At 69.6% G+C, this 19,174-nt stretch carries 14 protein-coding genes and 1 pseudogene; 12 read left to right on the plus strand and 3 right to left on the minus strand.

The features are described 5' to 3' along the window. Positions 1 to 27: 27 nt before the first annotated feature. Genes Aco03nite_RS40050 through Aco03nite_RS40065 form a run of 4 tightly spaced genes read left to right on the plus strand, consistent with a single transcriptional unit; the run spans position 28 to position 3,343 of the window. Complete coding sequence (locus tag Aco03nite_RS40050) at positions 28 to 984, plus strand: ABC transporter substrate-binding protein (protein WP_203805970.1); 957 nt, start codon at positions 28 to 30, stop codon at positions 982 to 984. Continuing rightward, the gene (locus tag Aco03nite_RS40055; RefSeq protein ID WP_203805972.1) at positions 981 to 1,784 is read left to right on the plus strand and encodes an ABC transporter permease; all 804 of its coding nucleotides are present in this window, start codon (positions 981 to 983) and stop codon (positions 1,782 to 1,784) included. Before Aco03nite_RS40050 ends, Aco03nite_RS40055 begins: the two co-directional genes overlap by 4 nt. Then, a complete protein-coding gene (locus Aco03nite_RS40060) occupies positions 1,784 to 2,557 on the plus strand; it encodes an ABC transporter permease (RefSeq protein ID WP_203805974.1) in 774 nt (257 codons plus the stop codon). The genes Aco03nite_RS40055 and Aco03nite_RS40060 overlap by 1 nt, the downstream gene beginning before the upstream one ends. Before the next feature lie 12 nt (positions 2,558 to 2,569). Then, the gene (locus Aco03nite_RS40065; protein WP_203805976.1) at positions 2,570 to 3,343 is read left to right on the plus strand and encodes an ABC transporter ATP-binding protein; all 774 of its coding nucleotides are present in this window, start codon (positions 2,570 to 2,572) and stop codon (positions 3,341 to 3,343) included. Positions 3,344 to 3,378: 35 nt separating this feature from the next. Here the strand turns inward: Aco03nite_RS40065 and Aco03nite_RS40070 are convergent, their stop codons facing one another. Further along, positions 3,379 to 4,947, minus strand: coding sequence for an alpha/beta hydrolase (locus Aco03nite_RS40070; RefSeq protein WP_203805978.1), 1,569 nt, complete (start codon positions 4,945 to 4,947; stop codon positions 3,379 to 3,381). 161 nt (positions 4,948 to 5,108) lie between these two features. Between Aco03nite_RS40070 and Aco03nite_RS40075 the strand changes: the two genes are divergently transcribed. Next, positions 5,109 to 6,611 (plus strand): M28 family metallopeptidase, encoded by a 1,503-nt coding sequence (locus tag Aco03nite_RS40075; RefSeq protein WP_203805980.1) that lies wholly within the window; start codon positions 5,109 to 5,111, stop codon positions 6,609 to 6,611. Positions 6,612 to 6,742: 131 nt separating this feature from the next. Then, positions 6,743 to 7,198: a DUF2510 domain-containing protein gene (locus Aco03nite_RS40080; protein ID WP_203805982.1), complete on the plus strand. Its 456-nt coding sequence runs from the start codon at positions 6,743 to 6,745 to the stop codon at positions 7,196 to 7,198. A gap of 8 nt (positions 7,199 to 7,206) precedes the next feature. Here Aco03nite_RS40080 and Aco03nite_RS40085 read toward each other — a convergent pair whose 3' ends face one another. Both Aco03nite_RS40085 and Aco03nite_RS40090 read right to left on the minus strand, forming a co-directional pair. Next, positions 7,207 to 7,815 (minus strand): hypothetical protein, encoded by a 609-nt coding sequence (locus tag Aco03nite_RS40085; RefSeq protein ID WP_203805984.1) that lies wholly within the window; start codon positions 7,813 to 7,815, stop codon positions 7,207 to 7,209. Next, entirely contained in the window at positions 7,812 to 8,684 is an 873-nt protein-coding gene (locus Aco03nite_RS40090; RefSeq protein ID WP_203805986.1) for an ATP-binding cassette domain-containing protein, read from the minus strand. Before Aco03nite_RS40090 ends, Aco03nite_RS40085 begins: the two co-directional genes overlap by 4 nt. 2,633 nt (positions 8,685 to 11,317) lie before the next feature. Here Aco03nite_RS40090 and Aco03nite_RS40095 point away from each other — a divergent pair. The 6 genes and pseudogenes from Aco03nite_RS40095 to Aco03nite_RS40120 form a co-directional block, all read left to right on the plus strand. Further along, positions 11,318 to 11,776, plus strand: coding sequence for a class F sortase (locus tag Aco03nite_RS40095; protein ID WP_203806008.1), 459 nt, complete (start codon positions 11,318 to 11,320; stop codon positions 11,774 to 11,776). Positions 11,777 to 12,106: 330 nt separating this feature from the next. Then, positions 12,107 to 14,032, plus strand: a complete 1,926-nt coding sequence (locus Aco03nite_RS40100; RefSeq protein ID WP_239145832.1) for a pectate lyase-like domain-containing protein — start codon at positions 12,107 to 12,109, stop codon at positions 14,030 to 14,032. A 118-nt stretch (positions 14,033 to 14,150) separates the two neighbouring features. Beyond that, the gene (locus Aco03nite_RS40105; protein WP_239145833.1) at positions 14,151 to 15,485 is read left to right on the plus strand and encodes an APC family permease; all 1,335 of its coding nucleotides are present in this window, start codon (positions 14,151 to 14,153) and stop codon (positions 15,483 to 15,485) included. A gap of 165 nt (positions 15,486 to 15,650) precedes the next feature. Further along, positions 15,651 to 16,973 carry a helix-hairpin-helix domain-containing protein gene (locus Aco03nite_RS40110; protein ID WP_203805990.1) on the plus strand — a complete coding sequence of 441 codons (1,323 nt, stop codon included), beginning with the start codon at positions 15,651 to 15,653 and terminating at the stop codon, positions 16,971 to 16,973. Between the two features lie 342 nt (positions 16,974 to 17,315). Then, complete coding sequence (locus Aco03nite_RS40115; protein ID WP_203805992.1) at positions 17,316 to 17,579, plus strand: hypothetical protein; 264 nt, start codon at positions 17,316 to 17,318, stop codon at positions 17,577 to 17,579. A gap of 261 nt (positions 17,580 to 17,840) precedes the next feature. Next, positions 17,841 to 19,174, plus strand: a pseudogene (locus tag Aco03nite_RS40120) (hypothetical protein); the annotation flags it as partial.

The following is a 19,174-nucleotide window of genomic DNA, read 5'->3' on the forward strand; positions in this document are numbered from 1 at the left end:
ATGCGCACAGATTTCGAAGGAGTAAATATGCGGCGTCTTCTCGCGGGGCTCGCGGCAGTCGTGCTCGCGGGTTCCCTGGCGGCATGCGGCACCGATAGCGACAAGGGCACCACCGAGGGCGGCATCGACCAGGTCAAGGTCGGCGTCATCCCGATCATCGACGTGGCCCCGATCTACCTGGGCAAGGAGAAGGGCTTCTTCAGCAGCCGGAAGATCGAGCTGACCATGGAGGCCGGTCAGGGCGGTGCGGCGATCGTCCCGGGTGTGGTCAGCGACCAGTTCCAGTTCGGGTTCAGCAACATGACCTCGCTGATGATCGCGCAGACCAAGAGCGTGCCGATCAAGGCGGTCGCGGCGGGCGTCGCGTCCACCGGTGAGGCCGGCAAGGACTTCGGCGCCGTCGTCGTCAAGGCGGACAGCGCGATCAAGACGGCCAAGGACCTGGCCGGCAAGAAGATCTCGGTGAACACGCTGAAGAACATCGGCGACACCGTGACCCGGGAGTCGGTGCGCAAGGCCGGCGGTGACCCGGCGACGCTGAACTTCGTCGAGATGCCGTTCCCGAACATGCCCGCCGCTCTCGCCGACGGCCAGGTCGACGCCGCGTGGGTGGTCGAGCCGCAGCTCAGCACGATCAAGGCGGCCGGTGGCCGGGAGGTCGCGTCGACGTTCGTGGACGCCGCCCCGAACCTGACCGTGGCCGCGTACTTCACCTCGTCCAAGCTGCAGCAGTCGGACCCGGACCTGGTCGCCCGGTTCACCGAGGCGATCAACGAGTCGCTGACGTACGCCGACTCGCACCCGGACGAGGTCCGAGCGGTCCTGGCCAGCTACACCAAGATCGACGAGAAGCTCCGCGCGACCCTGGTGCTGCCGAAGTGGCCGACCCAGATCAACGAGGCGTCCGTGCAGCGCCTGTCCGACCTGGGCACCACCGACGGGATCTTCACCGGCGCCCCGGACCTGGAGAAGCTCCTCCCGTGACGACGGCCCGCCGTGACGGCCCGGCCCGGCTCGGCAACCCCGTACTGCTGGGGATCGCCGGGCCGGCCGGGCTGCTCCTGCTGATCGAGCTGGCGCCCCGGATCGGCCTGGTCGACGAGCGGTACCTGCCGCCGGCCAGCCGGATCGGGGCCGCGCTGGTCACCGAGGCCGGCACCGGCGTGTTCTGGACGGCGCTGTGGGAGACACTGTCCGCGTGGGCGCTCGGGCTGGCGCTCGCGGTCGCCGCCGGGGTGGTGGCCGGCATCGTGATCGGCTCGGTCCCGGTGCTGCGGGCGCTGACCGCCTCGACCGTCGAGTTCCTGCGCCCGATCCCCTCGGTGGCGCTGATCCCCCTCGCGGTGCTGCTCTACGGCACCGACCTGGGCTCCACCCTGATGCTCGTCTGCTACGCCGCGTTCTGGCAGGTCCTGGTGCAGGTGCTGTACGGGGTGGCGGACGTCGACCCGGTCGCGTTCGAGACCGCGCGCAGTTTCCGGTTCTCGGCCTGGGCCCGGATCCGGTACGTGCTGTGGCCGACCGCCCTGCCGTACGTCTTCACCGGGATCCGGCTGGCCGCGTCGGTGGCCCTGGTCCTGGCGATCACCGCGGAACTGGTGATCGGCGCGCCCGGTCTGGGCCGGGAGATCGCGGTGGCGCAGGCGTCCGAGGCGGTGCCCACCATGTACGCGCTGATCGTCGTGACCGGCGTCCTGGGCGTGCTGATCAATCTGCTGGCTCGTACCGGCGAGCGCCGCCTGCTCGCCTGGCACCAGTCGGTCCGTGGCGAGGTGGCCCTCTGATGAACGTACTCAAGCGGACTGCTCTTGCCCTTGCTCTGCCTTTTGTCCTTTTTGCTGGTTGGTGGGTGCTGAGTGCGGACAGTGAGAACTTCTACTCACCGCCGCTGTCGGCGATCCTGACCGCGTTCGGTGACACCTGGACCCTCGACCGGATCCGGGCCGACGTGCTGCCGAGTCTGCTGCGGCTGTTCGCCGGTTTCCTGCTGGCCGCGGTCCTCGGTGTCGCGGCAGGCGTGGCGATCGGGCTGAACCGGCGGCTGCGCGCGGTGGCCGAGCCGGTCCTGGAGTTCTTCCGGGCCGTGCCGCCGCCGGTGCTGGTGCCGGTGATCATGCTGTTCGCCGGGATCGGTGACGCGATGAAGGTGATCGTGATCGTCTTCGGCTGTGTCTGGCCGATCCTGCTGAACACGGTCGAGGGCGTGCGCGCCGTGGACGGCGTGGTGCTGGAGACCGCCCGTTCGTACGGCGTGACCGGCCCGGCCCGGATCACCCACGTGATCCTGCCGTCGGCGAGTCCACAGATCGCGGCCGGGCTGCGCCAGGCGCTGTCCATCGCGATCATCCTGATGGTGATCAGTGAGATGTTCGCGGCCAGCAACGGCCTGGGATTCACCATCGTGCAGTTCCAGCGCGGCTTCGAGATCCCGGAGATGTGGAGCGGGATCATCCTGCTCGGCATGCTCGGCTTCGGGCTGTCGCTGCTCTTCCGGCTCGCCGAGCGGCGGGCGTTGCGGTGGTACGAGGGCCTGCGCGCGGCGCAGCGCTCCGGTTGAGAGGGCTGGACGATGCTCGAAGTCAAGGGACTCAAGAAGGTCTACCGATCCGGCGAGCGTGAGGTCGAGGCGCTGCGGGATCTCACGTTCACCGTGGCGCGGGGCGACCTGGTCTGCCTGGTCGGGCCGTCCGGCTGCGGCAAGACCACCCTGCTGCGCTGCATCTCCGGCCTGCTCGACCCGACCGCCGGCGACGTGCGGGTCAACGGCAAGGCGGTGGACGGGCCGCCGCCGGGCATGGCGGTGGTCTTCCAGGAGTACGGGCGCAGCCTGTTCCCGTGGATGAGCGTGCGCGGCAACGTGGAGCTGCCGCTCAAGCAGAAGGGTGTGCCCAAACAGCGCCGCCACGAGCTGGTCGAACAGTCGCTGGACGCGGTCGGGCTGTCCGGATCCGGATCGGCGTTCCCCTGGCAGCTGTCCGGCGGCATGCAGCAGCGGGTGGCGATCGCCCGGGCCGTGGCGTACGAGCCGCAGACGCTCCTGATGGACGAACCGTTCGCCGCGGTCGACGCGCAGACCCGCGCCGACCTGGAGGATCTGGTCCGGCAGCTGTGGAAACGGCTCGGCGTGACCATCCTGTTCGTCACCCACGACATCGACGAGTCGGTCTATCTCGGGCAGCGGGTGGTGATGCTGTCGTCGTCGCCGACCGTGGTGCAGGACGAGCTGACCATCGACCTGCCGGCCGAACGGGATCAGCTCACCACCCGGGCCGACCCCCGGTTCATCGAGTTGCGGACCAGGGTCTACGAGCAGATCCAGGCCGCCAAGAAGAACGTCGCCTGACGGAGGGCCCCGGGATTCCGGGGCCCTCCCCCGGATCAGCGCGGGCCGATCGCCTCGCGCACCTCGTCGGTGACCACCGGGGCCGTCGACAGGGTGACCACACCCGGGTTCGGCTGCGGGATCGGCTCACACTTCTTGTCGGACCGGTTGCCGGCGACCCGGGCCGGCAGCGCGCCGGTGGCCAGGTAGGCGGCGACCGTGTCGTCGGTGCAGGCGATGCCGTTCAGCGAACCGGAGTGGGTGGTTCCGCCGACACCCTCGATCAGCACCGACTTCGGGAACAACTGCCGGGTCCGGAGCGCGCCCGGGTACGGGGTGGCGGCGTCGTTCGTCTCCGCGATCAGCAGGATCGGCGGGGACTTCTTGCCGTTCACCGTCACCGGCTTGGCGGCCTTGGCGCCCCAGTTCCGGCAGGGCGCGTTGAACCAGGCGTTGTTCCAGGTGATGAACGGGTACCTGGCGTGCAGCTTCCAGTTGTCCCGCTGCCACGTCGACCACTTCTCCGGCCAGCGCACATCGGTGCACTGGACGCCCAGGTAGACGGCGTAACCGTTGTCCGAACCGGCCGCGCCGGGCACACCGTAGAGGTCGAGCAGCGGCGCGGCGTCCTTGTTGTTGACCCAGGCGGCGAACGCTTCGGCGACGTCCTCCCAGCCGAAGACGTAGTACCCGGCCGAGACGAAGATGTCGTTCCACTCGGACGGGCCGATCTTGCCGGCCGCGGGCGCCTTGATCAGCGCGTACAACGTGTCGTAGTACTTCTTCTTGACGACCTTGGCCGAGGTGCCCAGGTGGTAGGTCGCGTCGTTCCTCGCCACCCACCCGAAGTAGACGTCCATGTTCTTGTCGAACTGGACGTCCTGGTCGAGGTTCGCGGCGTACCAGACCCGCTCCGGGTTGACCACGCCGTCGAACACGAACCGGCGGACCCGGTCCGGGTGCAGGGTCGCGTAGACCTGACCGAGGTACGTGCCGTACGAGAAACCGTAGTAGTTGATCTTCTCGGCGCCGAGGGCCTTGCGCAGACTCTCCACGTCGGCGACCGTGTCCGTGGTCTTCAGGTGATCCAGCAGCGCGCCGCCGGCCCGGTCACAGGCCTGCGCGTAGCCCTTCGCCTTCGCCAGCCAGGTCTTCTCCAGCTTCTTCGTCACCGGGACGTAGAACGGCCGGTTGTAGCCGGTGTAGTTCGGGTCGCAGGTGAGCGCCGGCACGCTGGAGCCGACACCGCGCGGGTCGAAACCGATCCAGTCGTAGTAGGTCCCGGCGTTGTCCGGCACGAACTCGCCGAGCACCGCCAGGCCGAGCCCGGAACCGCCGGGACCGCCCGGGTTGGTGAGCATGACGCCCTGGTACTGCGCGTCGGGTGACGTGTGCTTGATCCGGGACACCGCGACCTTGATCTTGGTGCCGGCCGGTTTCGCGTAGTCGAGGGGAACGATCAGGAAACCGCACTGGGCTCCGCGGGCCACCAGGCTGGGGCGGGTACAGGCGCCCCATTCGATGGCTGGTGGCTGATAGCCGGCTGCGGGTTTGGCGTCAGCCGCCGCCGGGACCAGACCGGCTCCGATCAGGAGTCCGATGGTGGCCGCCAGGATTCTGCGCATCCCTTGCCTTCCGTCGTCGAGCATGGGCTCCCGCAGCGTAACCATCCAGATATGCCCATGCGTTACACCCGAAAGTAGGTATTGATTGGGATGACCAGCCGAGGTCCGGCCGATGCCATGCTCGCCACTATCGTTCCCCTGAGTACACGGAGGACCACCCCGTGCGAGCAATCTCCGCCCTCGGCGCGGCCGGGCTGATCGCCGGCAGCCTCGCCGTCGCCGGCCCGGCACAGGCCGCCGCAGCACCCGACATCCCCCTGGCCAACGTCAAGGCCCACCTCACCCAACTGCAGGCCATCGCCACCGCCAACGGCGGCAACCGGGCCCACGGCCGGCCCGGCTACCTGGCCTCGGTCACCTACGTGAAAGGGCTGCTCGACGCGGCCGGCTACACCACCACCCAACAGTCGTTCACGTACGGCGGAGCCACCGGCTACAACCTGATCGCCGACTGGCCGGGTGGCGACACCGGCGACACGCTGATGGTCGGCGCCCACCTGGACAGCGTCACCGCCGGGCCCGGCATCAACGACAACGGCTCCGGCTCGGCCGGCAACCTCGAGGTCGCGCTGCAGGTGGCGCGCTCCGGGCTCCAGCCCGACCGGCACCTGCGGTTCGCCTGGTGGGGCGCCGAGGAGCAGGGACTGCGCGGATCCACGGCGTACGTCAACTCGCTGACCGCCGCGCAGAAGGCGAACATCGGCGCCTACCTGAACTTCGACATGATCGGATCGCCCAACCCCGGCTACTTCCTGTACGACGGCGACAACTCCGACAACACCGGCTCCGGGCCCGGCCCGGCCGGCTCGGCCGAGATCGAAGCCGTCCTCGCCGGGTACTTCACGTCGATCGGGGTGCCCACCCGCGGCACCGACTTCGACGGGCGCAGCGACTACGGGCCGTTCATCGCGGCCGGCATCCCCGCCGGTGGCATCTTCACCGGCGCCGAAGGCACCAAGACCGCCGCCCAGGTCGCGCTCTGGGGCGGCACCACCACCCGCTTCGACCCCTGCTACCACGCGGCCTGCGACACCACCGCGAACATCAACGACACCGCGCTGGACCGCAACAGCGACGCCATCGCCAACGCCGTCTGGACCCTGTCGTCGGCCTCGACCGGCGGCGGCACCACGGTCTGGTCGGACGGGCTGGAGACCGCCACCGGCTGGACCAACGGCAGCACCGACACCGCCACCTCGGGGCTGTTCGAGCGCGGCAACCCCGCCGCCACCAGCAGTTCCGGTGTCGCCACCCAGCTCGACGCGGCCGCCGGGGGCAGCTACGCCCTGGTGACCGGGGCGGCCGCCGGGGCCAGTGCGGGCGCCAACGACCTGGACGGCGGGATCAGCACCATCACGTCACCGGCGATCACCCTGCCGTCCGGTGGCACGCTCACCCTCGGGCTGTCCTGGTACCTGGCCCACCTCAACAACGCCACCAGCGCCGACTATCTGCGGATCCGGGTCGTCTCCGGGAGCACCACGACTACGCTGCTCACGCAGACGGCTTCCGCGGCGAACAAGGCCGCGGTCTGGACCACGGCCACGGCGAACCTGACGCCGTACGCCGGGCAATCGGTCCGTATCCAGGTGGAGGCCGCCGATGCCGGAACCGCTTCGCTGGTCGAAGCCGCCGTCGACAACCTGGTGATCACCAGTTCCTGAGGGAACCCGACGTCCCGCCCACCGGTCTCAGCCCCCGGTGGGCGGGATCCCTCAGGTTCTCGCCCGCCCGCCTCAGCTCTTCGCCCGCCCTGCCGATGAGAGCCTTCGTTCTCGGCTTAAGGAGCAGGCACATGGCGCAGCCCGCCGGATGGTATTCCGATCCGAGCGGCCTGCCGGCGCGGCGCTGGTGGGACGGCAAGCAGTGGACCGATCAGATCCAGCCCGGCGGCGCGCCGATCCCGCCGCCGAACGGATTCTTCCCGCCGGTGCCGCCGACCGGGCCACCCGTCCCGTCCTACGCCTCCACCTCCACCGCCACTTCCGCCTCCGCCGGCGCGGTGCGGGAGAACACGACGGCCCTGCGTTCCGAGCCGCCGGGCCCGCCGCCACCGCATCCGGAGGTCCCGGCGGCACCGTTCACGATGCCGCCCGTCGACGCGCCCCCGGCTTCGCCCTCCGCCTCGCCCTCTGTCGTCCCCTCGTCGGAGGACGGGCTCACCCGGCAGCAACGTACCGCCGGGTTCATCGGTCTGGCCCTGATCGCGGTCCTGGTCCTGGCCCTGACGGCGATCATCCTGCTGGCCTGACCCCCGGTTCAGTCCCCGGTCAGGTCGCGGCTGATCGACCAGGCGGCCGGCACGATCGCCGCCGCCGTCCAGGCCAGCAGGAACAGCAGAGCCCTGGTGTTGCCGCCGGCCGCGCTCATGAACGAGGTGAACGGCAGCCCACCGCTGCCCTCCCCCCGGTTGATCAGCAACTCGACGAAGACCAGCCAGCCGAACGTGCCCGCGAACAGCCACAACGGCTTCCGGACCACGGTCACGCACAGGGTGCCGAAAACTCCCATCAGCGGCGTCACCAGCACCGTCGAGGCGTAGTGCCCGGCATCCGCGTCGATCAGCACGGCCAGGCCGCTGCCGGCCGCCAGGACCAGGGCGAACAGGGCCGACGACACACACTGGGCGGCCAGCACCCGCCAGCGGTGCGGGCGGCTCAGGAACAGCAGGATCGCGGTCCGGTGCTGATAGTGCTGCGCGGTCACGATCGCCGCCAGCCCGAACGCCCCGAACCCGGCGAACATCGACCAGAAGTTCTTGTCGAACCAGCCCATCAGCGCGGCCAGGAACGCGAACCCGATCAACGCCAGCCACGACGACCTGATGGTGACGCCGCGGTACAGCTCACTCCGCAGGACCGCGATCATCGTCCCTCCGCCACACTCATGAAGATGTCCTCCAGGTGCCGGTTCTCCGCGGTCATCTCATAGATCGCGACCCGCACGTCCAGGGCCAGGTCACCGGCCTCCTCGGCAGACAACCCGGAGACCAGGAGCAGACCATCTGCCGGTACGACCACCGCTCCCGCCTTCTCGTAGACCTCGGCCAGGCGTGCCGGATCGGAGCCCCGCACCCGTAGCCGCGCGGTGCCGGACAGCTCCGCCAGCGGCCCGGCCGCCAGGATCCGGCCCTCGCCGATGATGACCACGTCGTCGACGACCTGTTCCAACTCGGCCAGCAGGTGACTGGAGATCAGCACGGTGCCGCCGTTGTCGGCGTGCGCCCGCAACAGTTCCCGCAGCCAGGCCATGCCCGGCGGATCCAGCCCGTTGGCGGGTTCGTCGAGGACGAGCACGTTCGGCTCGCCGAGCAGCGCGGTGGCCACCGCCAGGCGCTGCCGCATGCCGAGCGAGTAGTCGCCGGTACGTTTTACCGCGGCGTCGTCCAGCCCGACGTACTCGAGGAGCGCCCCGACCCGGTTCCGTCCCACCCCGCCGAGCAGCGACTGGGTGACCAGGTGGGCGTACCCCGACTGCCCCGGATGGCTGAGCCCCTGCTCCATGACCGCCCCGACGTGGGTCAGAGGCTTGTCGAGCTCCCGGTAGCGCTTCCCGTTGATCAGCGCCTGCCCCCGGGTGGCCCGGGTGAGACCGAGCAGAATCCGCAGCGTGGTGCTCTTCCCGGACCCGTTGAGCCCGAGCAGCCCGGTGACCCGCCCGGGCGCAGCGGTGAACGTGACGTCACGCACCGCATCAACCCGCCCATAGGTCTTCGTCAATTCCTTGATCTCGATCATCGCGGCGATTCTCCCGGACCCCGTCAACCCCAGGCACCCTTTCACCCCACCGGCTTCCCCGCCCCCGCCCCACCACCCCTTCCACGCCCACCACCCTCACCGCCCTCACAACCTCACGGCCCTCACCACCTCCCGGCCCTCACCACCTCCCGGCCCTCACCACCTCCCGGCCCTCACCGCTTTCACGACCCTCACCCCTCACCACCCTCCTCGCTTTCATGTCTTTCACGGCTTTCCCGGCACTCGACCGCACTCACCGCTTTCACGGCTTTCACCGCTTTCACGGCACTCGACCGTACTCACCGCTTTCACGGCTTTCACCGCTTTCCCGGCACTCGACCGCACTCACCGCTTTCACGACCCTCACCGCCCACCGCCCCTCTGCCCACCAGCTACGCCGCCCTCCCCGCCCTCATCCGTCGGGCTCTAGGTGAACCGAGATTCACCACGCCATCTCTGCGAAGGGGCCACCTTTCCCGGCCCGGGAAACCGTCCTGTCCTGGCCCGGCGAACCGTCGGCTTCCTGGCCGGCGAACCGTCCATTTCTGGCCCGGCGAACCGTCCGCTCCCGGCCCGGCGAACCGTCCGCTCCCGGCCCGGGGAACCGTCCGCTTCCGGCCCGGGGAACCGTCCGCTTCCGACTCTGGGGTCCGTCCGAAGTGACCGATCACGGATAGAAGGCTGCATACCAGCCAGCGGGCGGCTAGCGTGTCCCACCACCGTCGTCTCAAATCCCGGCCACCGCACACGAACATCCCGGCCACCGCACGGAAGGACGCCATGTCCGGCCCCGGCTCCCCGGCACATCGCGCCCCGAACACGGCGCAGCGCAACCGGATCATCGCGGTCGGCGCGGGTTTGCTGCTGGCCTTGCTCCTGCTCTTCACGTTGCTGGCCTTCTGCACCAACATCGGCGACAACGATCCCCCGGTAGCGGCCCCCAGCAACAGCCAAGGCCCCAACCCCAGCAACGGCGGCCCCGGCGGAGGCGGTCCTGGTACCGGCAGTCCTGGTACCGGTAATCCTGGCACTGGCAATCCTGGTACCAACGGTCCTAGCAACAACGGCTCTGGCACCGGCCCCAGTAACAGCGGTCCTGGTACCGGTCCTAGCAACGACGGTTCTGGTACCGGTCCTAGCAACGGCGGTCCTGGTACCGGTCCTAGCAACGGCGGTCCTGGTACCGGTCCTGGCAACGGCGGTCCTGGTACTGGTCCTGGCAACGGCGGTCCTGGTACTGGTCCTGGCAACGGCAGCCCTGGGACCAGCGGGCCGGGCTCTGGTCCTGGTAACGGGAGTCCCAGCAGCGGGAGTCCCGGGACCGGCGGCCCCGGAGGTGGTCCTGGGACAGGGACGACCGGCGATCCGAACGGCAACACCGACGAGCCGACGGTGAAACCGAACCGGTCACCGACACCATCCGGTGGCGTCGATGCAGGAGGCGGAGGCCTGGTCTCCGGCCGCCGAACCGCCCTGCTGGTAACGGGCGTCTTCCTGCTGATGGCAGCAGCCGCAGCCGGCGCATATGCAATCCGCCGACCGGCGAACCACCGCTGAACCGCAGCATGACCGACCCCCGCGACCACCCCACGCACAGGCCCTCCGAGCCCTATCACCACAGTGATCAATCCAGTCAAGGCCCGACGCACACTGGCAAGGGCCGCCCCGAACGCCCCGAACGCCCCTGGTATCGCCCACCCAAGCTGCCCCACGACCGCTCCAGCCAGTCCCAGGACTACCACGCCTGGGCCCAGGACCATCTCGGCCAGCCGCGAGACCACCAACCCCGATCCCAGGCCCATCACGGCCGAATGCCGAATCCTCCCGGCCCGGCCCGAGATCACGGCGGCAGCCGACCGGCGTCTTCAGCTCCGGGAGGCATACCTGCCGACCAGCGAGGCATACCTGCCGACCAGCCCCGAGATCACTCGGACCAGATCCGGCATCAACCCGGCCGGGCCGGGGACCACCCAGAGCAAACCTGGCACCGGCCGGGCAGGACCGGCAATCAACTGGACGGCGACCGGCCCAACAAGTACCGGAATCGGCCGAACACAGCCGCGAAGCAGCCGGGCAGGGAGCGACCGGACACCGCCGGAAAGCAGCCGGGCAGAGATCGACCGGACACCGCCGGAAAGCAGCCGGGCAGAGATCGACCGGACACCGCCGGAAAGCGGCCGGGCAGGGATCGGCCGGGCAGGGACGGGAATCGGCCGGGCTGGGGTCGTTATTTTCGGGTTCGGGATCTTCGGGCTGGGGTGTTGGCCCTGGTATTGGCGGTCCTAGGCTTGGTGGCCACCGCGCTGGGTCTGACCACCGAGGACAGCGCCCTTCCTCCGGCAGCTCTCACTGCGACGGAGCGCCTGACAAATACGAAAAATCCGGCAGGAAGGGAAAGGGCGACCGGGCCGCACGATGAGGCCGGGCCGCACGATGAGGCCGGGCCGCACGATGAGGCCGGGCCGCAAGATGAGGCCGGAAGCGGCCCACTGGCCGGAGGCACGCAAGGTCGCGACAACCCGCAGAACGGAAACAACACGGCGACCGGAAACCACAAGGCCGGAAACCCCAAGGCCGGAAACGATTCGCGTGCCGGGAGCCGCTCGCAGAACGGGAAATCCGTGTCGGGTGGGATGGGGCGGTCGGTTCCGGTGTCGTTGCGGATTTCGGCTGTCGGGGTGGATACCGCGCTCATGTCGCTGGGTCTGCGGGATGACGGGACGCTGCAAGTGCCGCCGCTGCGTGGGGACGCGCCGGCCGGCTGGTACCGGCATTCGCCGACTCCGGGTGAGGTCGGCGCCTCGGTTCTGGTCGGGCATGTGGATTCGGCCCGGGACGGGCCGGCGGTGTTCTTCCGGCTGCGGGAGGTGACCGTGGGTGATCGGGTCGAGGTTCGGCGGAAGGACGGGTCGGTGGCCCGGTTCGCGGTGACCCGGGTGGCCGTGTTCGCCAAGGACGACTTCCCGAGCGCCGAGGTCTACGCCGCCCCGGACCATCCGGGACTGCGGCTGATCACCTGCGGCGGCGTGTTCGATCGCGGCGAGGGAAGCTATCGCAGCAACGTCGTGGTCTTCGCGGAAGCGGTTCCGTAACCGGCTCCGGCCGGCTGCGGACGCGGTTGAATCACCCTCCCCTACCGCGGCTGCGGATGCGGTTCCGCGACCGGTCCCACCGGCCACAGACGCGACTCCGTAGACCGCCTCCACCGGCCCACGGGCGCGACTCCGTGAGCGGTTCGCAGCGGCTGCGGATGCGGTTACGGAACCGGTTCCGACCAGCTTTTCGGCCAGTTTGGTTCCGGAACTCGAGGGGTTCGCCCGGATAAGACCGGCTTACCGGATCGGTGTCCTTGACATGGACTGTCGGCGATTGATTCCGTGACGGGCATCATTGCGATCTTGTTACGGAAGGAACCCCTCCGCATGACGAGACTCCGCCGTTCCGCCGCGGTGGCACTCGCTGCCGGGCTGACGCTCGCCGCGGCGCCGGGGCTGCCCGCCGCGGCCCACGGCAACAAAGCCCAAGGCACGACAGAAGGCACAGCCCACAGCACGACCCAAGGCACGACGTACAGCACGGCGCACGGCACGACCAGAACCCCGAACCTGGGATCCAACGTCACGATCTTCGACCCGAGCCAGCCGGTCAGCGAGATCCAGGCCACGCTGGACGCGACCTACGCCAAGCAGGTCGACAACGAGATGGGCACGGCCCGGTACGCCTACCTGTTCAAACCCGGCACGTACGGCACCGCCGAGCAGCCGCTGCAGATCAAGGTCGGCTACTACACCGAGATCACCGGACTGGGTGCCAACCCGAACGACGTGGTCATCAACGGCAAGGTGGAGGCGTACAACCGCTGTCTCGGCAATGATCCGGCGAATCCGAACTGCATCGCCCTGGTCAACTTCTGGCGCACCCTGTCGAACCTGACCGTCAACGTCAACGGGGCGGGTCAGGACGGCTGTCGCCAGACCACGAACTTCTGGGCGGTGTCGCAGGCGGTGTCGCTGCGGCGCACCCAGTTCACCGGCGGCACCCTGTCGCTGATGGACTACTGCACGGCCGGCCCGCAGTACGCGTCGGGCGGTTTCATCGCGGACTCGAAGCTGCCGGCCACCACGAACGGCTCGCAGCAGCAGTGGCTGACCCGCAACAGCGAGGTGGAGAGCTGGTCGAACGCGGTCTGGAACCAGGTGTTCGCCGGGGTGGTGGGCGCGCCGAGCGAGGCTGATTTCCCCACCACGCCGTACACGACGTTGGCGAAGACCCCGGTCAGCCGGGAGAAGCCGTTCCTGTTCGTCGACGCCAAGGGCAAGTACCAGGTCCGTGTGCCCGCCGCGAAGCGCAACACCAGCGGTTCGTCGTGGGACGACACTTCCGGCCGTACGCTGCCGCTCAGCGACTTCTACGTCGCGAAGCCCGGCGATTCGGTCACGAAGATCAACCTGCAGTTGGCTCTGGGTAAGAACCTGCTGCTCACCCCGGGTGTGTACGACATCGCCCGCAGCATCCAGGTGCTCCGCCCGAACACCGTGATCCTGGGACTGGGCCACGCCACCCTGACCGCGGTCAACGGCGCGATCCCGCTCGACGTGGCGGACGTGCCGGGTGTGATCGTCGCCGGGGTGACCATCGACGCCGGGCTCAAGGAGTCGCCGGTCCTGCTCCGGGTCGGCCGGCAGCACGGCTTCGGCATCAGCATCCCGTCGAACCCGACGACGCTGAGTGACGTCTACTTCCGGGTCGGTGGCCCGCACATCGGCAGGACCGACACCGCTCTCGAAGTGAACAGCGACAATGTGCTGATCGACCACACCTGGGTGTGGCGCGGCGACCACGGTGTCGAGGGATTCACCAACGGCGTGAACGGTGACACCGATCGCTGGCGCACCAACACCGGCCGTTACGGCGCGGTCATCAACGGCGACGACGTGACGGCGACCGGCCTGTTCGTCGAGCACTTCCAGAAGTACAACACCGTCTGGAACGGCGAGCGCGGCACCACCGTCCTCTACCAGAACGAGCTGCCGTACGACCCGCCGACGCAGGCCGACTGGCGCAACGGAAAGGTCAACGGTTACGCCGGTTACAAGGTCGGATCCAAGGTCAAGAGCCACCGGTTGTACGGCGGTGGCGTCTACGTCTTCAACCAGAACAACCCGTCGATCCGTACCGAGAACGGTTTCGAGGTTCCGAAGACCCCCGGTGTGAAACTGCACCACATCATGACCGTGAATCTGTCCGCCGGAGTCGTCGATCACGTGGTGAACGGCGTGGGCGAGGCCGCCGACATGACGAAGGTGGGCGCTCCGGTCTACGTGACCGACTACCCCGCCGTCCCGTAAACGCCGAGGTGGTGGTCACCCGGTTACGGGGCGGGTGACCACCACCATCGGCTGATCCACTTCAGAATTACCGCCGCGCCGCATGGCGGGTGACCCACAGTGCACGTACCGTCGCGTTGTGGCCTCCATTCCGGCGAAGACCGATGCGGAGTCCGGCGAACCGGCACTCGATCGGGTCATCGGGCCCGCCCTGCTGCTGTTGTTCGTGGTCGGCGACATCCTCGGCACCGGCGTCTACGCGCTCACCGGAAAGGTCGCGAACGAGGTCGGCGGGGCGGTCTGGCTGCCGTTCCTGCTGGCGTTCGTGGTCGCGCTGCTCACCGCGTTCAGCTATCTGGAACTGGTCACCAAATATCCGCGGGCGGCCGGGGCCGCGCTCTACACGCACAAGGCGTTCGGGGTGCACTTCCTGACGTTCATGGTGACGTTCGCGGTGATGTGCTCCGGGCTCACCTCGGCATCCAGCGCCGCCAAAGCCTTCTCCGGCAATTTCGCCGAGGCGTTCGGGCTCCCGTCCAGCATTCTCGTCGCACTCGGGTTCCTCACAGTGGTCGCGCTGATCAATTTCCGGGGCGTCGGGGAGAGCGTCAAAGCGAACGTGCTGCTCACCGCGGTGGAGCTGACCGGACTACTGATCGTCATCGGGATCGGCGCGTGGGCGCTCGGCCACGGCGACGGCGACCTGTCCCGGCTCACCGAGTTCGCCACGCCGCCCGGCGAGAGCATCGTCCTGTCGGTCACCGCCGGGACCGCGCTGGCGTTCTTCGCCATGGTCGGGTTCGAGGACTCCGTCAACATGGCCGAGGAGACCCGCGATCCGGTACGGATCTTTCCCCGCGTCATGCTCCTCGGCCTCTGCATCACCGGGGCGATCTACGTGCTCGTGGCGATCTCCGCGGTCGCCCTGGTCGCACCGGCCGACCTCGGCTCCGGTGACACTCCCCTGCTCAAGGTGGTCGAAGCCGGCGCGCCCGGGTTCCCGTTGTCGGCGTTCGCGTTCATCACCATGTTCGCCGTCGCCAACTCCGCCCTGATCAACATGATGATGGCAAGCCGATTGCTGTACGGCATGGCAAGGGAACGTGTCCTGCCGTCGGCCCTGGGGCGGGTGCATCCGACCCGGCGTACGCCATGGGTGGGGATCGTCTTCACCACCGCGATCGCCTTCGGCCTGATCGGATTCGCCGACCTCACCGCCCTCGGCGGCACCACCGCGCTGCTGCTGCTCGGCGTGTTCACCGTGGTCAACGTGGCCTGCCTGGTGCTGCGCCGGGACCGCGTCGAGCACCGGCACTTCCGCGCGCCGACCGTGCTCCCGGTCCTCGGGACCGCCGCCTGCGCGTTCCTGGCCAGCCCGCTCTCCGGCCGGGCGGCCGCCGATTACCGGGTGGCCGGACTGCTGCTCCTGATCGGAGCCGTCCTGTGGGCGATCACCCGGGCCGTCACGAGGTGAGAGTCGACATCAAAAACAGTCACCCATTGATTTCGTACGGCACACAACGGGTGATCACCGAGTCCATCGACGGCGGGCCCCGACCCCCACTTAGTAGCAGCTCAACACGGATGTGGAAAGCTGCCCGCTACACATGCACCCTCCTCTCCAGTCCGGAGGCCCGATATGGCATCATTCCTCTACCTTGTCGCCGGGCTCGCGATCGGTGTGATTGTCGGATGGGTGGTCTGGGGACGTAAGCCCAGCACCACCACCCCGGCCGCACCGAAGCCCGCGACCCCGACGTCCACCGCCGGCTCTACCCCGGCGAAGTCCGCTGAGGACAAGCCGGCCGGCGTCACCGACACCGAGAAGACCTCGGTCATCGCCCCGGCCACCACCGTCGCCCCGGCCACCACCGGGAACACGACGTTCGCCCCGGCCGCGACCACCGACGCCGACAAGTCCTCGTTCTTCCCCTCGGCCGCCGAGACCACCGACGCCGAGGCGACCTCGGTCATCTCGACGGACGCCGAGAAGACCAGCGTCATCGCCCCGGCCGCTCCGGTCGCCGACGCGGACCGGACCGCGGTCATCACGCCGGCCACCGGCGCCGACGCCGAGGACACCGCTGACGTCACGCCGGTCACGGCCGACGCCGACAAGACCTCCTTCTTCCCCGCGGCCACCGAGACGACCCCGGCCGCCGAGGACAAGGACTCCGCCGCCACCAGCACCGATGTCTCGGACACCGTCGCTTCCGGCACCGGCACCGGCACCTCGGGCACCGCGACCGAGACCGCTCCGGTCGCCGAGACCGTGGCGACGTCCGGTGACGAGGACGAGAAGACCGTTCTCCTGACGCCGGTCGCGGTCGACAAGGAGCCGGAGACCACCGCTGCTGTCGAGTCCGGCGAGGACGAGAAGACCGTCCTGCTCGAGCCGGTCGCCCCCGCCGAGCACGCCCCCACCGCGATCGCCACCGCTTCGGTCGACGGCCCGGCCTTCGAGGACGAAAAGACCGAGGTCATCTTCCCGGCCGCCGAGCCGGTCGCCCCCGTCGCGGCCGCCGAGCCGGCCGTAACGGACGAGCCCGTCGCCGCCGAGCCCGTCGCCGCGGTCGAGCCGGTTGTCGCGCCGGAGCCGGTCGCCGCGGCCGAGCCCGTCGCCGCCCCGGAGCCGGTTGTCGCGCCGGAGCCGGTCGCCGCGGCCGAGCCCGTCGCCGCGCCGGAGCCGGTCATCCCGGCTCAGGCGATCATCACCGCCGAGCCGGACCTCGTGGGCACGCCCGCCCCCGTCGCCCAGCCCGACGACCTGACGAAGATCGCCGGCATCGGCCCGAAGGTGGCGATCGCCCTGGCCGCGGCCGGTATCACCACCTTCGCCAAGCTGGCCGACTCGGACGTCACCGACCTCAAGGCGGCGATCAACGCGGCCGGCATGCGCGGTTCCGCGAGCCTCGCCACCTGGCCGGAGCGCGCCCGCGCCCTGGTCGGCACGATCAGCTGAGGTACCGACCCACCACGTCCACGGGCGTGGCCGGACACTCCACAGGAGCGCCGGGCCACGCCCGACGTGTTTCCGGCCCACCCAGCACTCCACCACGCCCCTCGCATCGCCGGCGCGTGCTGCGGCTCGGCGCTCGTGTGCGATCGCCGGGGCGGGGCCCTGTCCCCCGTACCGGCGGAAATCGGTCTTGCTCTGTGACGGGGTGCGGGGGCCGGTCGTGGACGGTTGCCGCTGGGTTGTTGCACAGGTCACTCACAGAAGTTGCAGGTCGGGAGCCGGACTGACGATGGTTCCGGCTGTCCAGCGAGCGATCGCAACCGGAGAGCAACGGAGGAGCCCACGATGCAGGTGAACGGTGCCACCAGTGCGGCCAGCAACAGCCACGCCGCCTACAGCCGGCTGACCGCCGCCCGCGCGCAGCTCGTCAGCGACCAGATCCCGACGGCCGCCAACGCCAAGGTGATCAGCGCCGACCGGGCGGCGGTGACCAATGCCGAGGCCGAGGTGGTCCGGATCGAGGCCGAAGTGGCCCGGGCGGAGGCGTCCAAGGCCGGTGAGAACGCCGACTTCCTCCGTAGCGGCCGCTTCATGGACGTCTACGCCTGACGCCGCAGTGCCGTAGTCACGACTCCGATCCGGTGAATTCCGGAAAGCCGTCGTGACTATGGCACGTTTGCGGGCAGAGCATGGACAGACCTGCGGTTCGGCAACATCACCGCAGGTAGATCGTCACGTACACAATCCGGATCGGACACTGCGGCATCGAGATCAACAACACTGCGTAGCAAGATCGAAGCTTTTCGTAATCAACTCGGGGTTTCATGGGCGGCTCAGGCGTCGCACCATGGATGACGGGTGATGCATGCGATGAGCGCACGACGACTGGCAGTCATCATTAGCGTCGAGCAGCACGACGACCCCGTGCTGCGCAGGTTCGCGGTGCCGTCGGCCGATGTCCCCGCGTTCGCGGAGGTGCTCGGCGAGCAGGCGCTCGGCGGGTTCGAGGTGGAGTTCCTGCGCGATCCCGGCACAGCGGAGGCGTGGGGCCGGGTCAAAACCCTGTTCGAGGACCGCGACCAGGACGATTGTGTCCTGCTCTACTTCCGCGGCGTGATGCTGACCGGGCCCGGCGGCGGGCTCTACCTGGCCGCCGCCGACACCGTGATGGGCCGTCCCGCGTACACCGCGCTCGACGTGGCACAGGCCGCGTCCCTGATGCAGCGCAGCCGGGCCGGCCAGGCCGTGGTGATCCTCGACGGCCGCACCGGCGGCCCGGTCGACGCCGGCCACCACTTCCGGGCGGCCCGCTCCGCCGAGTGGCAGAGCCGGGTGGTGATCGCCTCGACGGCCCGGCCGGAACCGCCCACGTTCGCCGGCCTGATCGCCGACGGCATCACCAGCGGCGCCGCCGACCGCGACCGCGACGGCTGGATCGGCATCAGCGAACTCTACGACCACCTGCGGGAACGTGATCCGAGCGCCCGCCAGTGGGTGTTCGGTTCGGGCCGCCAGCCGTGGCTGTCCCGGATCCGCCGCCCCGGCAGCGACCAGATGGCGTCGATCGCCCAGCTGGCCGTCACCGCCGCCGGCGCCGACCTGTCCCGCGCCGTCGAGGCCCGCACCGCCCTGCACGGCCTGGCCACCGGCGAGGGCCGGATCGCGGCCGCCGCCACCGCCGCACTGCGCCGCACCTCGGTCCGCCTGGCCGAACCCACCCTCGACTTCGGCCGGGTCGCCCCCGGAACCCGCCAGCTGTCCGCGGTGGTCGCCGTTCAAGGCCCGCCGCTGGCCGCGGCTTCCTCGGTGACCAGTTCGGCGGAGGGCCTGCACGCCCGCTTGGAAGGCGGCACGCTGCGGGTCTCCTGGTTCCCCACGATCGGGCGGTTGACCGGCGCGGTCAGCCTTGACGGCCCGGCCGGCTCGGCCAGGTTGACGGTCACCGGCGAGGTCTCCGAGGACTTCGACGTCGCCACCGGCGGCTGGACCCCGTCCGGCCCCGGCACACCCGCCGCCACACCTGGGAACGGCGCGGCGTGGCCGGTATCCGGCGGACCGGCAGCCGCTGAAGCATCAGCCTGGCCGGCGCTTCCCTCCGGCTCCTCACGCCCTTCCGGCCCTCCTGGCCCTTCCGGCGCTTCCGGCTCCCCCGCGACTCCCGGCTCCCCCGCGCCTCTCGGCCTTTCCGACCCTTACGGCGCTTA

This window comes from Actinoplanes couchii, assembly GCF_016862075.1.
GTDB lineage: Bacteria > Actinomycetota > Actinomycetes > Mycobacteriales > Micromonosporaceae > Actinoplanes > Actinoplanes couchii.

What these genes read in the sequence shown, in the direction of transcription:
- Aco03nite_RS40080 (WP_203805982.1), top strand. Translation starts at nt 6,743, where the DNA reads ATGGCGCAGCCCGCCGGATGGTATTCCGATCCGAGCGGCCTGCCGGCG.
- Aco03nite_RS40060 (WP_203805974.1), top strand. Translation starts at nt 1,784, where the DNA reads ATGAACGTACTCAAGCGGACTGCTCTTGCCCTTGCTCTGCCTTTTGTC.
- Aco03nite_RS40085 (WP_203805984.1), bottom strand. Translation starts at nt 7,815, where the DNA reads ATGATCGCGGTCCTGCGGAGTGAGCTGTACCGCGGCGTCACCATCAGG.
- Aco03nite_RS40065 (WP_203805976.1), top strand. Translation starts at nt 2,570, where the DNA reads ATGCTCGAAGTCAAGGGACTCAAGAAGGTCTACCGATCCGGCGAGCGT.
- Aco03nite_RS40070 (WP_203805978.1), bottom strand. Translation starts at nt 4,947, where the DNA reads ATGCGCAGAATCCTGGCGGCCACCATCGGACTCCTGATCGGAGCCGGT.
- Aco03nite_RS40095 (WP_203806008.1), top strand. Translation starts at nt 11,318, where the DNA reads ATGGGGCGGTCGGTTCCGGTGTCGTTGCGGATTTCGGCTGTCGGGGTG.
- Aco03nite_RS40090 (WP_203805986.1), bottom strand. Translation starts at nt 8,684, where the DNA reads ATGATCGAGATCAAGGAATTGACGAAGACCTATGGGCGGGTTGATGCG.
- Aco03nite_RS40100 (WP_239145832.1), top strand. Translation starts at nt 12,107, where the DNA reads ATGACGAGACTCCGCCGTTCCGCCGCGGTGGCACTCGCTGCCGGGCTG.
- Aco03nite_RS40050 (WP_203805970.1), top strand. Translation starts at nt 28, where the DNA reads ATGCGGCGTCTTCTCGCGGGGCTCGCGGCAGTCGTGCTCGCGGGTTCC.
- Aco03nite_RS40115 (WP_203805992.1), top strand. Translation starts at nt 17,316, where the DNA reads ATGCAGGTGAACGGTGCCACCAGTGCGGCCAGCAACAGCCACGCCGCC.
- Aco03nite_RS40110 (WP_203805990.1), top strand. Translation starts at nt 15,651, where the DNA reads ATGGCATCATTCCTCTACCTTGTCGCCGGGCTCGCGATCGGTGTGATT.